Origin of the sequence: Metapseudomonas resinovorans DSM 21078 (genome assembly GCF_000423545.1) — a bacterium.
Lineage (GTDB): Bacteria > Pseudomonadota > Gammaproteobacteria > Pseudomonadales > Pseudomonadaceae > Metapseudomonas > Metapseudomonas resinovorans.
In genome coordinates this window covers 93,982-114,329 of record NZ_AUIE01000024.1, presented here as the reverse complement: position 1 = coordinate 114,329, position 20,348 = coordinate 93,982, and the positions used below count along the sequence as shown (strand labels likewise).

Sequence of the window (20,348 nt, the reverse complement as noted above, 5' to 3'; positions counted from 1 at the left end):
ATGCTTCCTGAATGCCAACTTTTCGGCACCCTCGGCTGCCACCTGTGCGAGGTGGCGGAAGGTGTGCTCATGCCCTTCGTCGAACGCGGACTGATGGTGGAGCTGGTGGACATTGCCGACCGCGAAGAGTGGGTCGAGTCCTACGGACTGCGCATCCCAGTCCTGCGCCGCTGCGATACCGGACATGAACTGGGCTGGCCTTTCGATGCGACGTCCGTGGCGTCCTTCCTGTCCAGCTGAACGCTTCTTCACCCTCCGGGCTGTGTGCAGGGATGGGCCGGTGAGGTCCGGCATTCTGGCTGGACGTTCACGACCCTGCACACCTGAGGCGGGCCTTGGCGATCGGAAAGCAATAGCCCCGGCAGCACATGATGCTCCGGGGCTTTCTTGCATCCGCTGAGAGGGAGAAATCGCAGGCAATAAAAAACCCGCCTTTAAGGCGGGTTTTTCGGGATTTGGTCGGAGCGACTGGATTCGAACCAGCGACCTTCTCGTCCCGAACGAGACGCGCTACCAAGCTGCGCTACGCTCCGTTGTGTGGCGCGCATTCTACAGAAAAACTTTTGGCCTACAAGGGGTTAGCGGAAAATTTTTTAAATTTTTGCGCTGGGAAGTGGCGGGCGAGTGGAAGGCTACGAACGGCGCGGGGTCGCCGTGGGAGGGGGGAAGGCCCGCTTCGCGATGAAGGCGGAAGCGGGCCGGGCGAATCAGAGTTCCTTGATGGTGCGGACCTGATCCTTGTTCACCTTGGCGTGTTTGCCATCCAGTTGTTCGAACTCGTAGAAGCCCGAATCCTCGTCGTAGTCGGGTTTGTCCACGGCCTGGATCTCGCGCCCGTCATTAAGGGTGATCACGGTCGGCGAGGAGCAGCCGGCCAGAGTGAAAAGGCCCATTGCGAGCAGGAAAGCGGGGGCTATCCGCTGGTTCATCGTCATCTCCTTGATGGTTACGCTGGTTGTACGCAGCTTCTGACGAAGAACTTCCCGGCAAAGTTCCAGGAATCTGACTCAGTCCTTCAGATCCAAACCATCGACCAGGTCGGGGGTGTTCAGGTTCGCCAATCGTGGATCGCCCTCCGGGCAAATCACCTCGACGGGGGCCAACTGGCGAAGGATGCGTTGCGGGCTGCGTTCTCCGGCCTGCCAGCCGGCTTCCAGCACCGGCAACACGGCGCGGGGCAGAACGCAGAATAGCGGCTCCCAGAATGCACCTTGGCGGACCATCACGGGGCGCTCGCAGGCAGCTTCGAGAAGGCTGGCGATCAGCGCGTCATCAACCCGTGGGGCATCGCAGGGGAGGATCAGCACGTGCTCGTGGCGGGCTGCCGCAAGGCCCGCGCGGATGCCGGCCAGTGGTCCTTGGTAGTCGGGGCTGTCGTCCTGCACCAGTTGGTCGGCCCAGGTGGCATAGCGCTCGGCGTTGCGGTTGCAGGAGATGATGAGGTCGTCCGTGAGGGGGCGCACCCGCTCGTGCAACCAGGCGATCAGGGGGCGGCCCTGCCATTCCACCAACCCCTTGTCGCGACCACCCAGGCGCTGCCCGCGGCCGCCGGAAAGCAGCAGTACGGAGAAGGGTGGTAAAGGCTTGTCGGACATGGCGCGGTCTCTCTGGCGGCGCTGTGATATAACACCGGGCATTCACTCCTACAACTGGAAGCCTGCCATGAGTCACAAGGCCGAGGCGGTGTTCGTGCCGCTCAATATTGCCGTTCTTACTGTCAGTGATACCCGCAGCCTGGAGACCGATACCTCCGGCCAGCTCTTCGTCGATCGCCTCACTGTCGCGGGTCATAACCTGGCCGCGCGGGTGCTGCTGAAAGATGATCTGTACAAGATCCGCGCCCAGGTTGCCACCTGGATCGCCGACGACGCTGTGCAGGTGGTGTTGATCACTGGTGGTACCGGCTTTACCGGCCGCGACAGCACCCCCGAGGCGGTGGCCTGCCTGCTAGACAAGCAGGTGGACGGGTTCGGCGAGTACTTCCGACAGATTTCCGTGGCGGACATCGGCACCTCCACCATGCAGTCCCGCGCGCTGGCCGGCCTGGCCAACGGTACCCTTGTGTGCTGCCTGCCAGGTTCCACCAATGCCTGCCGCACTGCCTGGGACGGCATCCTTGCCGAGCAGTTGGACAACCGCCATCGCCCCTGCAATTTCGTACCGCACCTGACCCAGGCCAACGCCTGCGAGAGCCGCGGATGAGCGGTTGCGATCATCCCGGCCTGATGCCTGTCGAGGACGCCCTGGCGCGCCTGCTCGACTTGGCTGCGGCTGCGCCGATCGACGCGCGTGAAACCGTTGCACTGGCCGAGGCCGACGGCCGGGTGCTGGCTTTTCCACTCGTGGCGGGTCTCGACCTGCCGCCGTGGGACAACAGCGCCATGGACGGTTATGCCCTGCGCCTGGCCGACTGGCAGGGTGAGCCGCTGGTGGTGAGTCAGCGAATTCTCGCGGGCAGTGCGCCCGGGCCGCTGCAGCCGGGCACTTGCGCGCGAATTTTCACCGGTGCGCCGTTGCCTGCGGGTGCGGACCTGGTGGAGATGCAAGAGAACGCCGAAGTCCTGGCCGATGGCCGGGTGCGTTTCCTTGAGCCGCTGAGAGCGGGACAGAACGTCCGCCCCCGTGGCCAGGAAACCCGCACCGGCGAAGCCGTGCTGCCTGCCGGTACCCGTCTGGGGCCGATCGAGATGGGCCTGTGTGCTTCCCTGGGCGCCGCAGAACTGGTGGTGCGCCGTCGTCCTGTCGTTGCCGTGATCTCCACGGGTGACGAACTGGTACCGCCCGGCCAGCCCCTGGGGCCAGGGCAGATCTACAACAGCAACCGCAGCCTGCTGATTGCCTGGCTGAAGCGCCTGGGCTGCGCGGTGGTGGATGCCGGCATCCTGGCCGACGACCTTCAGCTCACCCGAAAGGCGCTGGCGGACCTGGGCCAGGTGGACCTTATTCTCTCCACCGGCGGCGTTTCCGTGGGCGAGGCGGATTTCCTCGGCGCGGCGCTGCGGGAAGAGGGCGAGCTTTCGCTGTGGAAGCTGGCGATCAAACCGGGCAAGCCGCTGACCTTCGGGCATTTCCGCGGTGTGCCGGTGATTGGCCTGCCAGGCAATCCGGCTTCCACCCTGGTGACCTTCGGCCTGTTGGCGCGGCCTTATCTGTTGCGTCGCCTTGGCGTGGAAGATGTTGAGCCGCTGGGCTTCGTTGTGCCGGCCGGTTTTACCTGGAAGAAGCCCGGCAACCGTCGCGAGTACCTGCGTGCTCGGCTGGAGAACGGCCGCGCGGTGATCTACCCGAACCAGAGTTCCGGCGTGCTGCGCAGCGCGGCCTGGGCTGAGGGGCTGGTGGAGGTGTTGGAAGGCACCACCCTGGCCGAGGGGGATACGTTGCGGTTCATTCCGCTGAGCGAGTTGCAGGCCTGACAGCCGGGCCTTGGTACGGGTTACGTGTTGCAGGCAGCTGCATGGCCCGTAGGCGCCGGCTTGCCAGCGGATGGTCCCGTTTCGCTGGCAAGCCAGCTCCTACAAGGCTGTTGGCCCGTTGGTGAATCTCTCGCAACAGCTAACGCAGACATAGCGAATTCATTCGCCAAGCAGGCTGATGGTCTGCCCTTCAGCCCTGACGTTTCGCCTCGCGGTACTCCCCCGGCGTCTGCCCCGTCCAGGCTTTGAAGCTGCGGTGGAAGGATCGCGATTCGGTGAAGCCCAGGTAGCAGGCGATGTCCTGGATCGGCAGGTCGCTGCGCAGCAGATAGTGCTCGGCCAGATCGCGGCGCAGTTCATCGAGTATCTGTTGGTAGCTGGTGCCGGCTTGTTGCAGGTGGCGCTGCAGGGTGCGCACCGTCATGTGGAACTTCTCCGCCACGCGTTCCTTGCGTGGCAGACCGTCCTTGAGCAGCAGGCGCAAGGCGTTCTTCACCCGTTGTGGCAGCGGTTCGTCGTTATCCAACCCGGCCATCAGTGCCAGGGCGTGCTCTTCCAGGGTGCGCAGCAGGTTGGCATCCGCCTGGCGCAATGGCACTGCCAGGTACTCGTAGGGGACCAGCAGGGCATTGCAGGGTTGCTCGAAGCGTACCGGGCAGCCGAAGACCTCTTCGTAGTCTTCGATTCGAGTTGCTTCCGGCTGGACGTGCTCGAACCAGACCTCCCTCGGTGAGCGCTGCATATCGGCGATCCAGCGGGCGTAAAGCAGCCAGGAGGCGAGTACGTTTTCCACCATGTGGCGACGGATCGCCGGGTCCTGGTGGCGGCAGGTCCAGATCATCCGCACCAGTTCGCCTTCGGCCTCCATGCGGCTCACGCCCATGTCCCCCACCAGCTTCTCGTAGGGCGCAATGCGGCTCATGGCTTCGCCCAGGGTGGCGCAGTTCATGGTGATGTAGCCCAGCACGCTCCAGGAGCCGGGCTGCACGTATCGCGCCGAATGCAGGCCGAAAAGGGCGTCGCCGGATTCGCGAATCAGGTAACCCAGCAGTCGCTCGTGGATTTCACTGGGCAGGCGCCGGCCGTTGTCCGCCAGGTCCTCCGGACGAATGCCCGCCGCGGCGAGCGTGGAAGCCTGATCCAGGCCAAGCTGTTCCGCGTGGCGCAGGTACTTGAGAAGGGCGGGAACCGAGGTATAGCCGAGGGCGTGCATGCGTTTTCTTGTTATGTCCTGATTGGCGATGGCCACTGTCCCGATTCGACAGTGACGCCTTTGGGCGGCTGGCTAGTATAGGCAGCCATCGAAATCCTCCGAAACAACCCGAACAAGGAGAATGGCATGCGACGCTGGAACGGCTGGGGCGATGAGGCGACGGTGGTGGAACTGCCTGCCAATGGGGCGGCTTTCCTGGCCGAGCGCATCGGTGAAGGCCAGCCCCTGCCAGATGCCAGTCTGGAACAGGTGCTGGCCCGCGTGCCGGCCTCGCGCCTGGACGCCCACCCGCTGATCAGCCTGGATGCCGAAACGCGCGTCCGTCACGCCCGTGGCCAGAGCCTGCCGGACTGGCTGGCCATGCGCGAAGGCGACTTCGGTCAGTTTCCCGATGGCGTGGCCTTTCCGGAGACTCCGGAGCAGATCCGCCAGTTGCTGGCCCTGGCCGTCGAGCGCGACTTGGTGGTCATTCCTTATGGCGGTGGCACTTCGGTAGCCGGCCATATCAATCCCCAGGCCAGTGCTCGGCCGGTGCTGACGCTTTCCCTGGAGCGCATGAGCCGCCTGCTGGAGCTGGACGAGGAAAGCCAGATCGCCACCTTCGGCCCCGGTGCCAGTGGCCCGCAGGTGGAAAGCCAGCTTCGTGCCCGTGGCTATACCCTCGGCCATTTCCCGCAGTCGTGGGAGCTGTCCACCCTTGGCGGCTGGGTCGCCAGTCGCTCCAGTGGCCAGCAGTCCCTGCGCTATGGGCGTATCGAGCAGCTCTTTGCCGGCGGCACCCTGGAAACCTTTACCGGCTCGATGGAGTTGCCGACCTTCCCGGCATCGGCCGCGGGGCCGGACCTGCGCGAGCTGGTACTTGGCTCGGAAGGACGCTTCGGGGTGATATCCGAAGTTCGCGTACGGGTTACCCGATTGGCCGAGCGGGAATCCTTCTACGCGGTCTTCCTGCCCAGTTGGAGCCAGGCGCTCAAGGGGATTCGCAGCCTGGCCCAGGCGCGGGTGCCGCTGTCCATGCTGCGCCTGTCCAACGCCATCGAGACCGAGACGCAACTGGCCCTGGCCGGGCATCCGGGGCAGATTGCCCTGCTGAAGAAGTACCTGGCCCTGCGCGGCGCCGGGGCGGGCAAGTGCATGCTGACCTTCGGCGTGACCGGCAACCGCGCGCAGAACGCCGCGTCGCTGAAGCAGGCCAAGCGTCTGCTGAAAGGCTTCGGTGGCGTGTTTACCGGCACCTTGCTGGGCAAGAAATGGGAGCACAACCGCTTCCGTTTCCCGTACTTGCGCCACGCACTCTGGAGCGCCGGCTATGTGGTGGACACGCTGGAAACCGCGACCGATTGGGTCAATGTCGACAGCCTGCTCGGCAAGATCGAGAGCAGCTTGCGCAACGGTTTGAAGGACGAGGGTGAGCGGGTGCACGTGTTCACTCACCTGTCCCACGTGTACGGCGAGGGTTCGAGCATCTACACCACCTACGTCTACCGTCCCGGGGGCAGCTACGCCGAAGCGCTGGCACGCTGGAGCAAGCTGAAGCACGCCGCCAGTGATGTGATCGCGCAGAATCGCGGCACTATCAGCCACCAGCATGGCGTCGGTCGCGACCACGCGCCCTGGCTGCCGGTAGAGAAGGGCCCGCTGGGCATGGCTGCCCTGCGTACCCTGGCTGTGCATTTCGACCCCGAGGGCCGTCTCGCCCCGGGTGTGCTGCTCGAGGATTGAGCATGGGCGTCTGGAACGCCGAGTGGCGCACGGCTGCGTTGCCGGACCTGGCCAGCCGCGATTGGGACCTGATCGTGGTCGGTGGCGGTATTTGCGGCGCGGGCATCCTGCGGGAGGCGGCGCGCCGGGGCTGGAAATGCCTGTTGCTGGAGCAGCGCGACTTCGCCTGGGGCACGTCCAGTCGCTCCTCGAAAATGGTCCATGGCGGCCTGCGCTACATCGCCAAGGGGCAGTTCGGCCTGACACGCGCTTCCGTGCGTGAACGCCAGCGCCTGCTGGCCGAGGCACCGGGGCTGGTGGAGCCGCTGAGCTTCGTCATGCCGCATCGGGGCGGTTTCCCGGGGCCGAAGGTGTTCGGCGGTCTGCTGGCGGTCTATGACGCCCTGGCAGGACGACGCAACCACCTCTACTACCCGCTGCAGGAGTTGCGCTACCTGGTGCCAGGCCTGAGTGAAGGCGGCCTACAGGGCGGCACCCGATTCTTCGATGCCGTGACGGACGATGCCCGTCTGGTGATGCGGGTGCTGGGCGAAGCCCGCACGGATGGCGGCGAGGCGTTGAATGGTGTGCGAGTGGTGGCATTGCAGCGGGAGCAGGGCAGGGTGACTGGCCTTGAGGCCGAGGACCTGGAGAGCGGTCAGCGCTTCACGTTCCGCACTCGCGCCGTCGCCCAGGCGACCGGTGCCTGGGCGGATCGCCTGCGTGCCGCCCAGGGTACGGAGCATATCCGCCCCCTGCGGGGCAGCCATCTGCTGCTACCGGGTTGGCGCTTGCCGCTGGCCCACGCCATCAGCTTCATGCATCCGGCGGATGGGCGCCCGGTGTTCGTCTTCCCCTGGGAGGGGGCGACCGTGATCGGTACCACTGACCTCGACCATGGGGATGGGCTGGACCAGGACGCGCGCATCAGCGAAACGGAAGTGGACTATCTGCTGCAGGCTTGTGCGCTGCAGTTCCCCGCATCCGGGATCGGCCGGCGCGATGTGCTGTCCACCTGGGCGGGCGTGCGGCCGGTGGTGAGCGATGGTGAGGCGCGGCTGAAACCTTCGGATGAGAAGCGTGAGCATGTCCTCTGGGTCGAGCCCGGCTGTGTGACCCTGGCCGGCGGCAAGCTGACCACCTTCCGCCTGCTGGCGCTGGAGGTGCTACGTGCCTGCGCAGGCTTTGTCGACCGCGCCTTGGAGGCGGGCGACGATCCGGTATTCAAGCCCTGTGTAGCACCTGCAGTCCCGGCCCTGTCGCCCGCCCAGCGTCTGCGCCTGTTGGGTCGCCATGGGGGCGGCATAGCGGAGCTGGTGCGTTGGGTCGAGCTGCTGGGTAATGAACGCGTCGGCGCCACCGATACCCTGTGGGCCGAGCTGGCCTGGGCGGCTGAGGGTGAACTGGTGCTGCACCTGGATGATCTGCTGCTGCGCCGGACCCGTCTGGGCCTGCTGCTGCCGGAGGGCGCTTGCGGCGAGCTGCCACGAATCCGTGCGCTGTGCCAGCCGCTCTTGGGCTGGGACGATGCTCGCTGGGCGCGGGAAGAGGCCGATTACCTGGCCCTCTGGCGGCGCTGCTACAGCCTGCCCGAATAACAAGAACAAGGACGCATCGTGAGCGAGAAGAGTTATCTGCTGGCCATCGACAACGGCACCCAGAGCGTACGGGCTCTGTTGTTCGACCTGGAAGGCAACCTGGTGGGCAAGGGCAAGGTGCCCCTCGAGGCCTATTACTCCAGCCAGCCCGGCTGGGCCGAACAGGACCCGGAGTACTACTGGAGCAGCCTGGGCGAAGCCTGCCGGCTGCTGTGGGAATCGGTGGACATCGACCGCAGCCTGATCCGTGGCGTCTCGCTGACTACCCAGCGCGGCACCGTCATCAACGTCGACGAACAGGGTCGGCCGCTGCGCCCGGCCATTCTCTGGCTGGACCAGCGCCAGGCAGAGGTGCAGGGGCGCATCAAGGGGCCCTGGGGCTGGCTGTTCAAGGCCATCGGCCTGGAGGGCACGGTGGACTATTTTCGCGCCCAGGCCGAAGCCAACTGGGTAGCGCAGAACCAGCCTGAGGTCTGGGCAAGGACCCACAAGGTCCTGCTGCTTTCAGGTTTCCTCAGTCACCGGCTGTGCGGGCGCTTCGTCGACTCGGTGGCCTGCCAGGTGGCCTATCTGCCATTCGACTACAAGCGCCTGCAGTGGGCCGCGCCACGGGATTGGAAATGGCAGTCGATGCCGGTGTGTCGCGAACAGTTGCCCGAGCTGTTCAAGCCGGGACAGCGTCTGGGGAGCATCACTGCCGAAGCCAGTCGCCATACCGGGATTCCGGAAGGTCTGCCGCTGATCGCTGCCGGTGCCGACAAGGCCTGCGAGGTGATCGGTGCCGGCGGGGTGGAGCCGAGCGTGGCCTGCCTGTCCTATGGCACCACCGCCACTATCAACACGACGCGGCGCAAGTACCTGGAAACCATTCCGCTGATACCGCCGTATCCGGCGGCCATTCCCGATCACTTCAACACTGAAGTGATGATTTATCGCGGCTTTTGGATGGTCAGTTGGTTCAAGCAGGAGTTCGGCCTGCGCGAGATGCAGCGGGCCAAGGAGCTGGGCGTGGAGGCCGAGGTGCTGTTCGACGAGTTGGTCAACAGCGTGCCCCCCGGCTCCATGGGGCTGATGCTGCAGCCCTACTGGTCCCCCGGCATCCGTGAGCCGGGCCTGGAAGCCAAGGGTTCGATCATCGGTTTCGGCGATGTGCACACCCGCGCACATATCTATCGCGCCATCCTAGAAGGGCTCGCCTATGCCCTGCGCCAGGGCAAGGAACAGATCGAGAAGCGTTCTGGTACGGGGATCACGCGCCTGCGGGTGTCCGGGGGTGGTTCGCAGAGCGATGCGGCCATGCAACTGACCGCTGACATCTTCGGTCTGCCGGCGGAGCGGCCCCATGTCTACGAAACCTCCGGCTTGGGCGCGGCTATCGATTGCGCGGTGGGCCTGGGCCTGCATCCGGACTTCCCTACGGCGATCCGCGCCATGACGCGGGTGGGGCAGGTTTTCCAGCCCGATCCGCAGGCGCAGCGCACCTACGAGCGGTTGTATCGGGAGGTTTACCAGGGGATGTACAAGCAGTTGAGGCCGCTGTACCGGAAGATCCGGGATATCACCGGTTATCCGGCGTAGGAGCGAGCAAGCTCGCTCCTGCATGAGCCCGCGTCAGGCCACATCCACGAGGACGATTTCGCTGTCCTCGCTGGCGGTGAAGCTGAGCACCTCCACATCGCGTACCGCCACGCCATCGCGGGCTTCGGCGGCGACGCCGTTCACCTCGTAACGACCCTTGGCGGCCACCAGATAGGCCTGGCGGCCTTTCTCCAGACGGTACTCGGCGCTCTGTCCAGCCTTGAGTGTGGCGGCTGCAAGCCGGGCATTGGCGCGGATATGCAGTGCGTCGCCACCTTCATCGATACCGCTGGCCAGGGTCACGAAGCTGCCGGCACGCTCGCCCTTCGGGAACGGACGGGCACCCCAGGAGGGGGCGGCGCCGTATTCGGTTGGCATGATCCAGATCTGGAAGATCTTGGTGGTTTCGTCTTCCAGGTTGTACTCGCTGTGGGCGATACCGGTGCCCGCGCTCATCACCTGTACGTCGCCGGCCTCGGTACGGCCTTTGTTGCCCAGGTTGTCCTGGTGGGTAATGGCACCTTCGCGGACGTAGGTGATGATCTCCATGTCCTGGTGCGGGTGCGGCGGGAAACCGGAGTGGGGGGCGATTTCATCGTCGTTCCACACGCGCAACTGGCCCCAGTTCATTCGCTGGCTGTCGTAGTAGCTGGCGAAGGAAAAGTGATGTCGAGCATTGAGCCAGCCGTGGTGAGCACCACCCAGTTCGGCGAAGGGGCGTACTTCGATCATGTTCGAGTCTCCTGTCTGCTCGCGGAGGGGGTTCTCCGGGAGGAATGGGTGGCATGATCAATCATCATATAAGGCTGTAAAAGCGCAAATTATTCGGTTTTCCTATCTACAAAGTTGATTGTTTGTCCGGTCAGTAGATTGCCGATGGCGCCTTCGGTGGGGGCTTGCGGTCCTATACTCCGGCCATTCCCGAACGACGGAGGTGAGCATGGATGAGCGCAAGGCCTTGCTGATCCTGCATGGCAAGCAGGCGGCCAACGATGAGGTGCGGGCAGCCGTCCAGGCACGCCGTAAAGCGGGGTGGGAGCTGGCTGTGCGGGTTACCTGGGAAGGCGGCGATGCTCGGCGCCTGGTGGACGAGGCCCTGGCGAGAGGGTATCGCACGCTCATTGCCGGGGGCGGCGATGGCACCCTGCGGGAGGTGGCCGAAGCCATGACCCTGGCAAAGGCCGACGCCAGCCTGGTGCTGTTGCCGTTGGGGACGGCCAACGACTTCGCTCGTGCGGCCGGCGTGCCCCTGGACCCGCAGGAGGCATTGGCGTTGCTCGACGTGGCACCGCGCGCGATCGATCTGGGCGACGCCGATGGCCACCTGTTCCTCAATATGGCGACCGGCGGTTTCGGCTCGAAGATCACGGCTAACACCTCCGAAGACCTGAAGAAGGTGCTGGGTGGGGCCGCTTACTTTCTCACTGGGCTGACGCACTTTTCAGAGGTGCACTCGGCTTTCGGGCGCTTCCGTGGGCCGGACTTCGCCTGGGAGGGGGAGTTCCTTGCGCTCGGCATCGGCAATGGGCGCCAAGCGGGCGGAGGTCATCCATTGTGTCCGCAGGCGGTGGTGAATGATGGCCTGCTGGACCTCTGCATCATTCCAGCGCCCCAGGATGTGGTGGGAACCCTGGCCACGTTGCTCTCTGGCGGCATCCTCGGGTTGGAGTCGGTGTCAGTCAGCGCGCGCTTGCCCTGGGTGGACGTTGAGGCGGTGGAGGGGTTGGACCTGAATCTCGATGGCGAGCCGCTGGAAACGGTGCGCCTGCGCATCGCTGCGCGTGCCGGCGTGCTGCGAGTGCATCTGCCAGAGCATTCCCCGCTGCTGCTGCCGACTTGAAAGTCGGTGTGCTGGCGTCATGGGTTTGGCTGCGGCATGATGGCTCGGTGCCATGGCTTCAGGTTTCTGGCCTCCTGCCGAAATACTGCCAAGGCACTCCTGCCCACCACCGCATTGCAGCAGAGGAAGTTCCATGGCCGGCATTCTCGACACCGTCGATCAACGCACCCAGCTAGTGGGTGAAAACCGGCTTGAAATCCTGATGTTCCGTCTCAGTGGTCGCCAGCTTTTCGCCATCAACGTGTTCAAGGTGCAGGAAGTGCTGCAGTTGCCGAAGATGACCCTGATCCCGCAGCGGCATCCGGTGGTGTGCGGCGTGGTCAACTTGCGTGGCCAGACGCTGCCGGTGATCGATCTGTCCCAGGCCATCGGTATGCGCCCGCTGGTGCCGGATGAGCGCAGCACCATCATCGTGACCGAGTACAACCGTTCGGTGCAGGCCTTCCTGGTAGGGGGCGTGGACCGCATCCTCAACCTCAACTGGGAATCCATCATGCCGCCGCCAGGCGGCGCTGGTCGTCAGCACTATTTGACGGCCATCACCAAGGTGGACGAGCAGATCGTCGAAGTCATTGACGTCGAGAAGGTGCTGTCCGAGATCGTGCCCATGAGCACCCGTGTTTCCGCGGAGCACCTGGAGAACCCGCTGCTGCAGATGGCGGTAGGGCGCGAGGTGCTGCTGGTGGATGACTCCACCGTCGCCTTGACCCAGTTGCGGGAAACCCTGTCGCAGCTCGGGATGCGCATGCACATGGCCAGTGATGGCCTGAAGGCCCTGAAGATGCTCAAAGCCTGGGCCGATAGCGGCGAGGACATGACCGAGAAGCTGCTGATGATCTTCACGGATGCGGAAATGCCGGAGATGGACGGTTACCGCCTGACCACGGAAATACGCAACGATCCACGCCTGCGCGACCTCTATGTGGTGATGCACACCTCGCTGTCAGGCAGCTTCAACGACGCCATGGTGAAAAAGGTCGGCTGCGACAACTTCCTCTCCAAGTTCCAGCCCGACAAGCTGGTCGATGTGGTGATGGATCGTCTCAATCGGAATCAATGAGCTTGAGCTGAGCCGGGGCGGCTGAGTATAAGGGGGGCTCGCTCGAACGCCGATCAGGAAGCTGGCCATGCTGCGTCTCTCCGCCCTTTATCGTTTTCCCATGAAATCCGCCATTGGCGAACCCCTTCAGCAGGCTCGGGTTGATGCCCTGGGCCTGGCGGGCGATCGCCGCTGGATGCTGGTAGATGCCGAAAATGGCCGATTCCTGACCCAGCGCGCCTTTTCCAGGATGTCCCAGCTTTCGGCGCGCTGGAACGCTGTCGGTGGTCTGACCCTGAGTGCCGAAGGGTTGCCAGCCCTGGATGTCGCGCTGCCCGAACCCGATGCGAACCTGCGTGGGACTTTCGTCTGGGGCGCCCCTATGCATGTGCCGGATGCAGGCGACGAGGCGGCGCAATGGCTGAGTGACTTCCTCGGCAAGGCTTGCCGCCTGGTGCATGTGCCGGACCACCGCGCACGGGATATTCCCGGCAGTCTGCTGCCCGAGGAGAAAGTAGGCTTCGCCGATGGTTTTCCGCTGCTGCTGATTGGTCAGGCCTCGCTGGATGACCTCAGTGAGCGGGTGGGGCGACCGCTGGAAATGCTGCGCTTCCGTCCGAACCTGGTGGTAGAGGGCAGTGCGGCCTACGCCGAGGACAGCTGGAAGCGCATTCGCATTGGCGGTATCGAATTCAGTGTGGCCAAAGGGTGCAGTCGCTGCATCCTGACCACCATTGACCCGGCCACCGGTGAGCGGAGTGCCGACCGTGAGCCGCTCACGACCCTCAAGACCTACCGCGAGCGCGATGGTGAAGTGTATTTCGGGCAGAACCTGATCAATCGCAGCGCCGGCGTGCTGGATGTGGGGATGGAAGTCGAGGTTCTGGAGTAGTTCGAACCTCGTCAATGAAGAAGGGCGCTGATTTGCGCCCTTTCTCATGCATTACTGGTCGTCGAAGTACCGCTCGTGCCAATCCACCAGGGGCTGCGGGGCGTTCAGTTTGTGCCCGTAGATCACGGAGTAGGACAGCACGTTCTGCACATACTGGCGGGTTTCGTCGAAGGGAATTGTCTCGACCCAGACATCGTAGGCCAGGTGATCGGCCCCTTTCAGCCACTGGCGCACGCGGCCGGGCCCGGCGTTGTAGGCCGCTGAGGCCAGTACGCGGTTGCCGTTGAACTGGCCGTGCACCTGGCTCAGGTAGGCAGCGCCGAGCTGGATGTTGACGTCGGGGTTGAATGCCTGCTTCGGCGAAGCCAGCGGAATACCGTACCTGCGCGCGGTTTCCTTGGCGGTGGCCGGCATCAGTTGCATCAGGCCCATGGCGCCAGCACCGGAGCGGGCGTCGGCCATGAAGGCGCTTTCCTGGCGAGTGATGGCGAATACCCAGCTGGAGTGCAGGCCGCGAACTTTTGCCTGCTGGGTCAGCGCCGAGCGGTGGGCCATGGGGAAGCGGATATCCAGGTCGTCCCAGTACTGGGCCTGGCTGATGGTGCGAATGGCCGGGAAGTACCATTGCATGTCGTAGGCGATCTTGGCCTGGGCCACCATCTCGTCGCGGTTGAACAGGCGGCTGACGTGGTACCACTCGCGGCGACCGTTGACGATCTCGCCGCGATCATGGAACTCCAGCGCACGGCGGATGCCAGCGGTGTTGCGCACTTTCTGCATCACCTTGGGATCGAGGGCCAGCGGCTTGTTGTTCAGCTGATATGGCGCCTTGATGTGGTCGGCGGCCATGAAACCGTAGAAGTCGCGCTCGCGAGCGACCGGCTGATAGAGCGGGATCGGCTGCTGGCTCTGTGGCTGGGCCAGCTGCAGGCTGCGCGCCTGCCAGTAGCGCCAGCGATTGGTCTTGGCCAGGTCTTCGGGCATCTGCCGGGTCAACTGGTAGGCGTCGTCCCAGCGGCCCAGGCGCAGCAACAGGCGTGCGCGCCATTCGCTGACCGTGTTGTCGCGCAGCTCCGGGTCGTACTGGGTCATGATCTTGAGGGCGCGGGAGTCGAAACGCTTGGCCAGGGTCAGGCCGATTTCGCGAGCGATGGCCACCTTCTCTTCCTTGGAGAAGGGCAGGCGTGCGGCATAGACCTCCAGCAGGCTCAGGGCCTTTTCCGGGTTTTGGCGAGCCAGGCGGCGCAGGCCAAGGCCGGCGGCATCCGCCGTGTGTCGGTCAGCCGGCGTGAAACGAGCGGTCTGACTCAGCAACTGCGGCTTCTGCGCCACTTCCACCATGAGTTTGCCTTGAGTACCAAGGCGCGGCATGGTCTTTACCAAGTGGTTGGCCAGGCCATAGTTGCGCGCTTCAGCAGCCAGCTTGGCGCGCTTCCAGCGCAGTTCCTCGCTCAACTGCCCTTCGGCTTTCCACATACCAAAGAGCACGTCGCAGGCCTCGGGTTGGGACTTGCCCACCAGCCAGAGCTTTTCGGCGGTGGCATAGCCTTCCTTCTTCATGCCGTGTTTGAGCTGGTACTGGCCGAACAGGCAGTCCAGTTCGGTGAAGTTGAGCTTGGGATCGTAGTAGTTGACGAAGGTCTGCCATTCCCCGCGTTCGGCCAGCCAGCGCAGCCAGCGCAATTTCATCCAGCCGGCCTGCGGCAGGTCGCCGTGCTCGGCGAGGAACTTCTCGATCTCCTCGTTGCTTGCCCATTTCAGACGGGCGGTCAGCTCGTCGTAGGCCAGGTAGGGCTCCAGCGGATAGTCGCTCAGGGCATTGGCGTAGCGCTCATAGGGGCCGGAATCACCCTTGGCCAGGGCTCGCTTGGCCTCGTCGTACATCAGGCGCTGCTGGGCGAGCGGGGCCGCGGAGGCCTGGCTGGCGTGCAGGCCTACCGTGGAAAGGAGCAAGCAGGAAAACAGGTTGAGCAGACGACCGCGCATGACACTTCCGGGGCAGATATATCGTTATGAATGCCCGTTTCGGGGCATCGAATAGCGCCTAGCTTAGCCGTTAGGCAGGGGCGGTTAAAGCATTGCGCCAGCAGGAGAAACCGGCGGTAAAAATTGCCCGAGAGGCGGTACCGCAAGTCGGGTAGAATGCGCGCCCTGATCCAGGAGGCCCCCCCATGACACTGCTCAAGTTCACCGATGTATCCCTCGCCTACGGCGCCATGCCGCTGTTGGATAAGGTGTCCTGGCAGATCGCCCGTGGCGAGCGGGTGTGCATCATTGGTCGCAACGGCACCGGCAAATCCAGCCTGCTGCGATTGGTCAAGGGTGATCAATTCGCTGATGATGGCGAAATCTGGCGCGCACCGGCGCTGAAAATCGGTGAGCTACCGCAAGAACTGCCGCTCGCCGATGATCGCACCGTATTCGATGTGGTGGCCGAAGGCCTGGCAGAGGTCGGCAAGCTGCTCGCCGAGTACCACCACCTGAGCCTGCATATCAACGACGAGAATGACCTGGCGCGCCTGTCCCGGGTTCAACAGGACCTGGAAGCGCGCGACGGCTGGCGACTGCAGCAGTTGGTGGATAGCACCCTGAGTCGCCTGCAACTGCCGGCGGACAAGACCCTGGCGGAGCTCTCCGGTGGCTGGCGCCGTCGCGTGCTGCTGGCCCAGGCACTGGTGGCCGAGCCAGACCTGCTGCTGCTCGATGAGCCCACCAACCATTTGGATATCGGCGCCATCGCCTGGCTGGAAGAGGCCCTGCTGGGTTTCAACGGCGCCGTGTTGTTCATTACCCACGACCGTTCCTTCCTGCAGAACCTGGCCACTCGTATCCTCGAGCTGGACCGTGGTCATCTGATCGACTGGAACGGTGACTACGCCAGCTTCCTGGTGCACAAGGAGCAGCAGCTGGCGGCGGAAGAAGTGGCCAACGCCCTGTTCGACAAGCGCCTGGCCCAGGAAGAAGTCTGGATTCGCCAGGGCATCAAGGCCCGTCGTACCCGTAACGAAGGCCGGGTGCGTGCGCTCAAGGCGATGCGCAACGAGCGTTCAGAGCGTCGCGAGCGTCAGGGCAAGGCTACGTTCCAGCTGGAGGCAGCGGAAAAATCCGGCAAGCAGGTGATGGTGGCGGAAAACGTCAGCTTCGCCCATGCAGGCGAGGAGCCGCTGATCCGCGATTTCAACCTGGTGCTGCAGCGCTCCGACCGTATCGGCCTGCTGGGTGCCAACGGTACCGGCAAGACCACGCTGCTCAAGCTGCTGCTGGGCGACCTCCAGCCCACCGGTGGCAGCATTGAGGTCGGCACTCGCCTGGAAGTGGCGTATTTCGACCAGCTGCGTCACCAGCTGGATCTGGAAAAGACCGTAATCGATAACCTCTCCGAAGGCCGCGACTTCATCAGTATCGACGGTCAGAACCGCCATGTACTGAGCTACCTGGGGGACTTCCTGTTCAGTCCGCAGCGCGCCCGTACGCCGGTAAAGGCGTTGTCTGGTGGCGAGCGGGCACGACTGTTGCTGGCCAAGTTGTTCAGCAAGCCGGCGAACCTGCTGGTGCTGGACGAACCGACCAACGACCTGGATGTGGAAACCCTGGAGCTGCTCGAAGAGGTGCTGCTGAATTTCCCTGGCACGGTGCTGATGGTCAGCCACGACCGCGCGTTCCTCGACAACGTGGTCACCAGCACGCTGGTGTTCGAAGGGCAAGGCCGCGTTCGCGAGTACGTTGGTGGCTACCAGGATTGGCTGCGCCAGGGCGGCTCGCCGCGTCTGCTGGGCGTGGGTGACACGCGGGAGGCCAAGGCCGAAGCGCCCAGGGCTGCCGAGCCTGCTCCTGTTGCGGTTGAGGTACCCAAGAAGAAGCTGAGCTACAAGTTGCAGCGTGAGCTGGAGGCCATTCCCGGGCAGATCGAGGCTCTGGAAGCGGAGCAGGTGAGGGTGCAGGCGGAAGTCTCCGATCCGGCCTTCTATCAGCGCCCAGCGGAACAGACCCGCATGGTGCTGGAGCGCCTGGATGACTTGCAGAAGGAGCTGGACCGTCTGATCGAGCGTTGGGCGGAGCTGGAAGACAGTTGAGGAAGTGAGCCGGAGAGCCCATGGCCATCGAATACCGCATCAGCCTGGATGACCTGCATGAGTTCAGCTACCGCATCGAGCTGGACCGTGCGTATGACCCGGCGCGAGCAGAAGTCGCGCCGAAGTGGACGCGACTGGAACATCAGCAGTGCAGCAACTGCCCGCTAAGCCGGAATGCCTTTAGTCATTGCCCGGCGGCGGTGGATTTGCACCGGGTGATCGAGGATTTCCAAGGCCTGCCAGCCTTCAAGAAGGTACAGGTCTGGGTACGTACGCCGGAGCGCGAGTACACCAAGCTGGTGGGGCTGGAGGAGGGGTTGCGTGCTCTGTTGGGGGTGATCATGGCCACCAGCGCCTGTCCGGTGCTGGGCAAGCTCAGGCCGATGGCGCAGCAACACTTGCCGTTCGCCAGCAACCAGGAGTTCATTCTGCGGGCCGTCTCGCTCTATCTCGCGCGGCAGTACTTCAATCTCCGTGAAGGACGCCATGCGGACTGGGAGTTGAAGGGGCTCGTACGGCTGTTCCAGCAGCTGCAACTGGTGAATCAGGCTTTCTGGCAGCGTATCCACGATACCTGCGAGGGGGACTCGAACCTCAAGGCGTTCCTGACCTTCTTTTCCATGGCTTCCAGCATGACTTACTCGCTGGAGACTCAGTTGCAGAAAATCCGGCCCCTGGTGATGAGCGCGGGCGAAGGCTTCGACTGAAGCCCGCGCCCGTCAGATTATTTCAATCTATTCAGGGTTCTTCAGGCGCACCGCCAGCACGTCGCAGGGGGCGCCATGGAGGACGTCATTGGCGGTGGAGCCGAGTAGCAGGGCGAGACCGTGGCGACCATGGCTGCCAACGACGATCAGGTCGCAGCCCTGTTCCTCCGCGAGGCGGTGGATTTCCTGCCGAGGCTGGCCGTACGCCAGGTGGCGCTGGTCAGCGGTCAGCTCGGAGTAGATGCCGGCGAAGGTCTGCAGGCGTTCGCGGGCCTGCTCGAACTGCTGCTGCTGGAGCATGGAAAGGTCCATCGGTACGTCACCGCCGAAGGCCATGGCCATGGGCTCGACTATGTGCACCAGCGACAGCTTGGCATGGCTGGCCTGGGCCAGCGCCTGGGCACGACGCACCACCGGATGGCATTCATCGGTCAGGTCGACAGCGACCAGAATGTGCTGGTAGGGCATGGGTGACTCCTCCTCAAGGTTGCGCATGATCACAAGTATGGCTGGCCGGAACGTTTAACACAGGCTTTTGCGCGGGGATAACCGATATGACCTTCTGGATCGTCCTATTGCTCCTCCTGGCGGTGGTCAGCCCCTTGGTCTGGCTGGTTCCGTCGAAGGGGCAGCGGGGGCGCATGGAGCTGCGCCTGCAGGCGCGGCGCATGGGGCTGGCCATGCAGCTGTCGCGCCAGGACTGGCCCCACTGGCTGGTCCAGGAGCCGCCGCATTCCTGCGCCCAGTACCACCGGCCGCGTCTGCGTGGGCGCGAGGCCTGGTGCTATTGGCAGAGCGAGCCCGGTACGTGGCTGAACCAGTGGCGTGAGCCCTGCGAGGACGCGACATTGCTGGCACATCTGGGCGGTCTGCCGAAGGATGTCTACAAAGTTGAAGCAAGTTCGCAGATGGTTGCCCTCTACTGGGGCGAGCGCGGCACGGTGGAAGACCTGCAGCGCATCGCCGACACGCTGAAGGCGCTGGCCTGAGGAGCGGGCGCAACGGCGTTGCCGTTGCGCCGATTGCCGGCGCTTCAGCTCTGGGCGGCCGAATAGCGGGCGGAGACGTCTTCGAGGCCGTCGATGATGCGATCCGAGTACTTGTTGATGAGGAATGGAACGCTGTTCTCGTTGTAGTGTTTCAGCGATTTCTCGATGTAGCGCCACTTGGTGCTGATGCCATCCAGCGCTTGGCGGATTTCCGGCGTGTTCTGCGGTGCCTGTTCCAGGCTGGCGAGCTGGCTGGCGAACTCTCCGGCCAGTTCGTCGATTGCCTTGCCGCCGTTGCCACCGATGAAACTGCCACCGATGGAGGCGCTGCGTGAGGCGTAGTCCACCGCTATGGACTGCATCAGCAGACTCTGGTCGCGGCTGCGCTGGGTCAGGGGGGGTACCTGGGTGGCGCTTTCCTGCTGGATTCTGGCGTAAAGCTCGTTGGAGAGCTCCATCAGGCGCTTGTTGCGTTCGGTCAAGTCGGCCACCGGCTGCAGGTCGGTATAGCCCTGCTGCTTGAGGGAGGTGACCAGGCCGGTCAATTCGCTGTTGTAGTTCTGCCATTCCTGCGCCAACTGCGCGCGCAGGGCCTTCGAGGCTTCTCCGGGCATTTCCCCCAGTTCGTTCAGGCGGGCATTGGCTTTCTGCACCGACTCGTCGATCAGGCGCGCGTAGCGCTGGTCACCTTCCATGCCGTTGTACATATAGAAGTCGCCGAGGCTGCGCTGGGCGGCCAGGCGCATCTGATGGAGCTTGAGGAGGCTGTCCGCGGGGGTGGCTTGGGCGGAAGCGAAGGCGGGAAGGGTAAGCAGGGTACCCAGCAGAATGGCAAGCAAGCGGCTCGTCATTGGTGCTTCTCCGTGGGCCATTGGCCTTGATTGTTGTTGTTATGGCGCTCGAAACCTGACGGGTGCGAGTGGCACGAATGTACCCGTGGCGCAGGCAATTTGCCAGCGGCGTTCCGGGGACTTTTCCGTCTATCAGCGGTGATCGTGATAGGTCGCGATCATTCGTATGAATCTTCACCTGCTTTCGTGTTCACGCGGTGGCGAGGCTGGGGGCAGAGCCTTTCCATCGTGGCTGGTCGGTCACGTTGCGAGATTGACAAGAGCGGACTTTTCCCTGAATCTCCGCTCACCCAAATCAAACGGGCGTATGAATCGAGCGTTTGTCTTGTCAGACGCTTCCGATGCTGCCCGAATATCGCGTCGGTGGGTGTGCCGGACCGATCAGGACTATGCTCCGGCAGCGCCGGAGGCGAGTCCGCCGGTTGGCTCTGACGCGTACAGTCCAGTTTCCCAA

19 protein-coding genes and 1 tRNA gene are annotated in these 20,348 nt (G+C 64.0%); 12 read left to right on the top strand and 8 right to left on the bottom strand.

The features are described 5' to 3' along the window. Positions 1-240, top strand: a complete 240-nt coding sequence (locus G559_RS0117620; protein WP_028629503.1) for a glutaredoxin family protein — start codon at positions 1-3, stop codon at positions 238-240. A 216-nt stretch (positions 241-456) separates the two neighbouring features. Here G559_RS0117620 and G559_RS0117615 read toward each other — a convergent pair. The 3 genes from G559_RS0117615 to mobA all read right to left on the bottom strand — a co-directional run bounded on the left by G559_RS0117615 (position 457) and on the right by mobA (position 1,595). Beyond that, positions 457-533: transfer RNA gene (locus G559_RS0117615), tRNA-Pro, on the bottom strand. 174 nt (positions 534-707) lie between these two features. Beyond that, complete coding sequence (locus G559_RS0117610; RefSeq protein ID WP_028629502.1) at positions 708-929, bottom strand: YgdI/YgdR family lipoprotein; 222 nt, start codon at positions 927-929, stop codon at positions 708-710. Positions 930-1,007: 78 nt separating this feature from the next. Further along, the gene (gene mobA / locus G559_RS0117605; protein WP_028629501.1) at positions 1,008-1,595 is read right to left on the bottom strand and encodes a molybdenum cofactor guanylyltransferase MobA; all 588 of its coding nucleotides are present in this window, start codon (positions 1,593-1,595) and stop codon (positions 1,008-1,010) included. A 67-nt stretch (positions 1,596-1,662) separates the two neighbouring features. On the opposite strand from mobA, the gene moaB reads away from it, so the two are divergent. Further along, positions 1,663-2,202, top strand: a complete 540-nt coding sequence (gene moaB, locus G559_RS0117600; protein ID WP_028629500.1) for a molybdenum cofactor biosynthesis protein B — start codon at positions 1,663-1,665, stop codon at positions 2,200-2,202. Continuing rightward, positions 2,199-3,413, top strand: coding sequence for a molybdopterin molybdotransferase MoeA (locus tag G559_RS0117595; RefSeq protein WP_028629499.1), 1,215 nt, complete (start codon positions 2,199-2,201; stop codon positions 3,411-3,413). The genes moaB and G559_RS0117595 overlap by 4 nt, the downstream gene beginning before the upstream one ends. Before the next feature lie 190 nt (positions 3,414-3,603). On the opposite strand, the gene gliR is transcribed toward G559_RS0117595, so the two are convergent. Beyond that, positions 3,604-4,626 carry an AraC family transcriptional regulator GliR gene (gliR, locus tag G559_RS0117590; protein WP_028629498.1) on the bottom strand — a complete coding sequence of 341 codons (1,023 nt, stop codon included), beginning with the start codon at positions 4,624-4,626 and terminating at the stop codon, positions 3,604-3,606. A gap of 126 nt (positions 4,627-4,752) precedes the next feature. On the opposite strand from gliR, the gene G559_RS0117585 reads away from it, so the two are divergent. From G559_RS0117585 to G559_RS0117575, 3 genes are read left to right on the top strand one after another with little or no spacing between them, the layout of a single operon-like run. Then, on the top strand, positions 4,753-6,348 hold the full coding sequence (locus G559_RS0117585) for an FAD-binding oxidoreductase (protein WP_028629497.1): 1,596 nt from the start codon (positions 4,753-4,755) through the stop codon (positions 6,346-6,348). A 2-nt stretch (positions 6,349-6,350) separates the two neighbouring features. Beyond that, positions 6,351-7,925: a glycerol-3-phosphate dehydrogenase/oxidase gene (locus G559_RS0117580; RefSeq protein WP_028629496.1), complete on the top strand. Its 1,575-nt coding sequence runs from the start codon at positions 6,351-6,353 to the stop codon at positions 7,923-7,925. Positions 7,926-7,943: 18 nt separating this feature from the next. Further along, positions 7,944-9,503 (top strand): FGGY-family carbohydrate kinase, encoded by a 1,560-nt coding sequence (locus G559_RS0117575; protein WP_028629495.1) that lies wholly within the window; start codon positions 7,944-7,946, stop codon positions 9,501-9,503. 33 nt (positions 9,504-9,536) lie between these two features. Here G559_RS0117575 and G559_RS0117570 read toward each other — a convergent pair whose 3' ends face one another. Continuing rightward, positions 9,537-10,235 carry a pirin family protein gene (locus G559_RS0117570; protein ID WP_028629494.1) on the bottom strand — a complete coding sequence of 233 codons (699 nt, stop codon included), beginning with the start codon at positions 10,233-10,235 and terminating at the stop codon, positions 9,537-9,539. 208 nt (positions 10,236-10,443) lie between these two features. On the opposite strand from G559_RS0117570, the gene yegS reads away from it, so the two are divergent. The 3 genes from yegS to G559_RS0117555 all read left to right on the top strand — a co-directional run bounded on the left by yegS (position 10,444) and on the right by G559_RS0117555 (position 13,274). Next, positions 10,444-11,343, top strand: coding sequence for a lipid kinase YegS (yegS, locus tag G559_RS0117565; protein WP_028629493.1), 900 nt, complete (start codon positions 10,444-10,446; stop codon positions 11,341-11,343). Between the two features lie 133 nt (positions 11,344-11,476). Next, the gene (locus tag G559_RS0117560; RefSeq protein ID WP_028629492.1) at positions 11,477-12,403 is read left to right on the top strand and encodes a chemotaxis protein CheV; all 927 of its coding nucleotides are present in this window, start codon (positions 11,477-11,479) and stop codon (positions 12,401-12,403) included. Positions 12,404-12,470: 67 nt separating this feature from the next. Further along, positions 12,471-13,274, top strand: coding sequence for an MOSC domain-containing protein (locus tag G559_RS0117555; protein WP_028629491.1), 804 nt, complete (start codon positions 12,471-12,473; stop codon positions 13,272-13,274). A gap of 51 nt (positions 13,275-13,325) precedes the next feature. Here G559_RS0117555 and G559_RS0117550 read toward each other — a convergent pair whose 3' ends face one another. Continuing rightward, complete coding sequence (locus tag G559_RS0117550; protein WP_028629490.1) at positions 13,326-15,260, bottom strand: transglycosylase SLT domain-containing protein; 1,935 nt, start codon at positions 15,258-15,260, stop codon at positions 13,326-13,328. Between the two features lie 185 nt (positions 15,261-15,445). Here G559_RS0117550 and G559_RS0117545 point away from each other — a divergent pair, with 185 nt between their 5' ends. Beyond that, entirely contained in the window at positions 15,446-17,347 is a 1,902-nt protein-coding gene (locus G559_RS0117545; RefSeq protein ID WP_028629489.1) for an ATP-binding cassette domain-containing protein, read from the top strand. A 20-nt stretch (positions 17,348-17,367) separates the two neighbouring features. Beyond that, on the top strand, positions 17,368-18,054 hold the full coding sequence (locus G559_RS0117540; protein WP_028629488.1) for a DUF6901 family protein: 687 nt from the start codon (positions 17,368-17,370) through the stop codon (positions 18,052-18,054). A gap of 27 nt (positions 18,055-18,081) precedes the next feature. On the opposite strand, the gene G559_RS0117535 is transcribed toward G559_RS0117540, so the two are convergent. After that, entirely contained in the window at positions 18,082-18,522 is a 441-nt protein-coding gene (locus G559_RS0117535) for a universal stress protein (protein WP_028629487.1), read from the bottom strand. A gap of 86 nt (positions 18,523-18,608) precedes the next feature. On the opposite strand from G559_RS0117535, the gene G559_RS0117530 reads away from it, so the two are divergent. Next, entirely contained in the window at positions 18,609-19,043 is a 435-nt protein-coding gene (locus G559_RS0117530; RefSeq protein ID WP_028629486.1) for a hypothetical protein, read from the top strand. Positions 19,044-19,087: 44 nt separating this feature from the next. Here the strand turns inward: G559_RS0117530 and G559_RS0117525 are convergent, their stop codons facing one another. After that, positions 19,088-19,894, bottom strand: a complete 807-nt coding sequence (locus G559_RS0117525) for a hypothetical protein (RefSeq protein ID WP_028629485.1) — start codon at positions 19,892-19,894, stop codon at positions 19,088-19,090. Positions 19,895-20,348: the final 454 nt, after the last annotated feature.

Bases quoted from the DNA above. Each gene is read 5' to 3' on its own strand.
- G559_RS0117620 (WP_028629503.1), top strand. From the start codon at position 1: ATGCTTCCTGAATGCCAACTTTTCGGCACCCTCGGCTGCCACCTGTGC.
- G559_RS0117610 (WP_028629502.1), bottom strand. From the start codon at position 929: ATGAACCAGCGGATAGCCCCCGCTTTCCTGCTCGCAATGGGCCTTTTC.
- mobA (WP_028629501.1), bottom strand. From the start codon at position 1,595: ATGTCCGACAAGCCTTTACCACCCTTCTCCGTACTGCTGCTTTCCGGC.
- moaB (WP_028629500.1), top strand. From the start codon at position 1,663: ATGAGTCACAAGGCCGAGGCGGTGTTCGTGCCGCTCAATATTGCCGTT.
- G559_RS0117595 (WP_028629499.1), top strand. From the start codon at position 2,199: ATGAGCGGTTGCGATCATCCCGGCCTGATGCCTGTCGAGGACGCCCTG.
- gliR (WP_028629498.1), bottom strand. From the start codon at position 4,626: ATGCACGCCCTCGGCTATACCTCGGTTCCCGCCCTTCTCAAGTACCTG.
- G559_RS0117585 (WP_028629497.1), top strand. From the start codon at position 4,753: ATGCGACGCTGGAACGGCTGGGGCGATGAGGCGACGGTGGTGGAACTG.
- G559_RS0117580 (WP_028629496.1), top strand. From the start codon at position 6,351: ATGGGCGTCTGGAACGCCGAGTGGCGCACGGCTGCGTTGCCGGACCTG.
- G559_RS0117570 (WP_028629494.1), bottom strand. From the start codon at position 10,235: ATGATCGAAGTACGCCCCTTCGCCGAACTGGGTGGTGCTCACCACGGC.
- yegS (WP_028629493.1), top strand. From the start codon at position 10,444: ATGGATGAGCGCAAGGCCTTGCTGATCCTGCATGGCAAGCAGGCGGCC.
- G559_RS0117560 (WP_028629492.1), top strand. From the start codon at position 11,477: ATGGCCGGCATTCTCGACACCGTCGATCAACGCACCCAGCTAGTGGGT.
- G559_RS0117555 (WP_028629491.1), top strand. From the start codon at position 12,471: ATGCTGCGTCTCTCCGCCCTTTATCGTTTTCCCATGAAATCCGCCATT.
- G559_RS0117550 (WP_028629490.1), bottom strand. From the start codon at position 15,260: ATGCGCGGTCGTCTGCTCAACCTGTTTTCCTGCTTGCTCCTTTCCACG.
- G559_RS0117545 (WP_028629489.1), top strand. From the start codon at position 15,446: ATGACACTGCTCAAGTTCACCGATGTATCCCTCGCCTACGGCGCCATG.
- G559_RS0117540 (WP_028629488.1), top strand. From the start codon at position 17,368: ATGGCCATCGAATACCGCATCAGCCTGGATGACCTGCATGAGTTCAGC.
- G559_RS0117535 (WP_028629487.1), bottom strand. From the start codon at position 18,522: ATGCCCTACCAGCACATTCTGGTCGCTGTCGACCTGACCGATGAATGC.
- G559_RS0117530 (WP_028629486.1), top strand. From the start codon at position 18,609: ATGACCTTCTGGATCGTCCTATTGCTCCTCCTGGCGGTGGTCAGCCCC.
- G559_RS0117525 (WP_028629485.1), bottom strand. From the start codon at position 19,894: ATGACGAGCCGCTTGCTTGCCATTCTGCTGGGTACCCTGCTTACCCTT.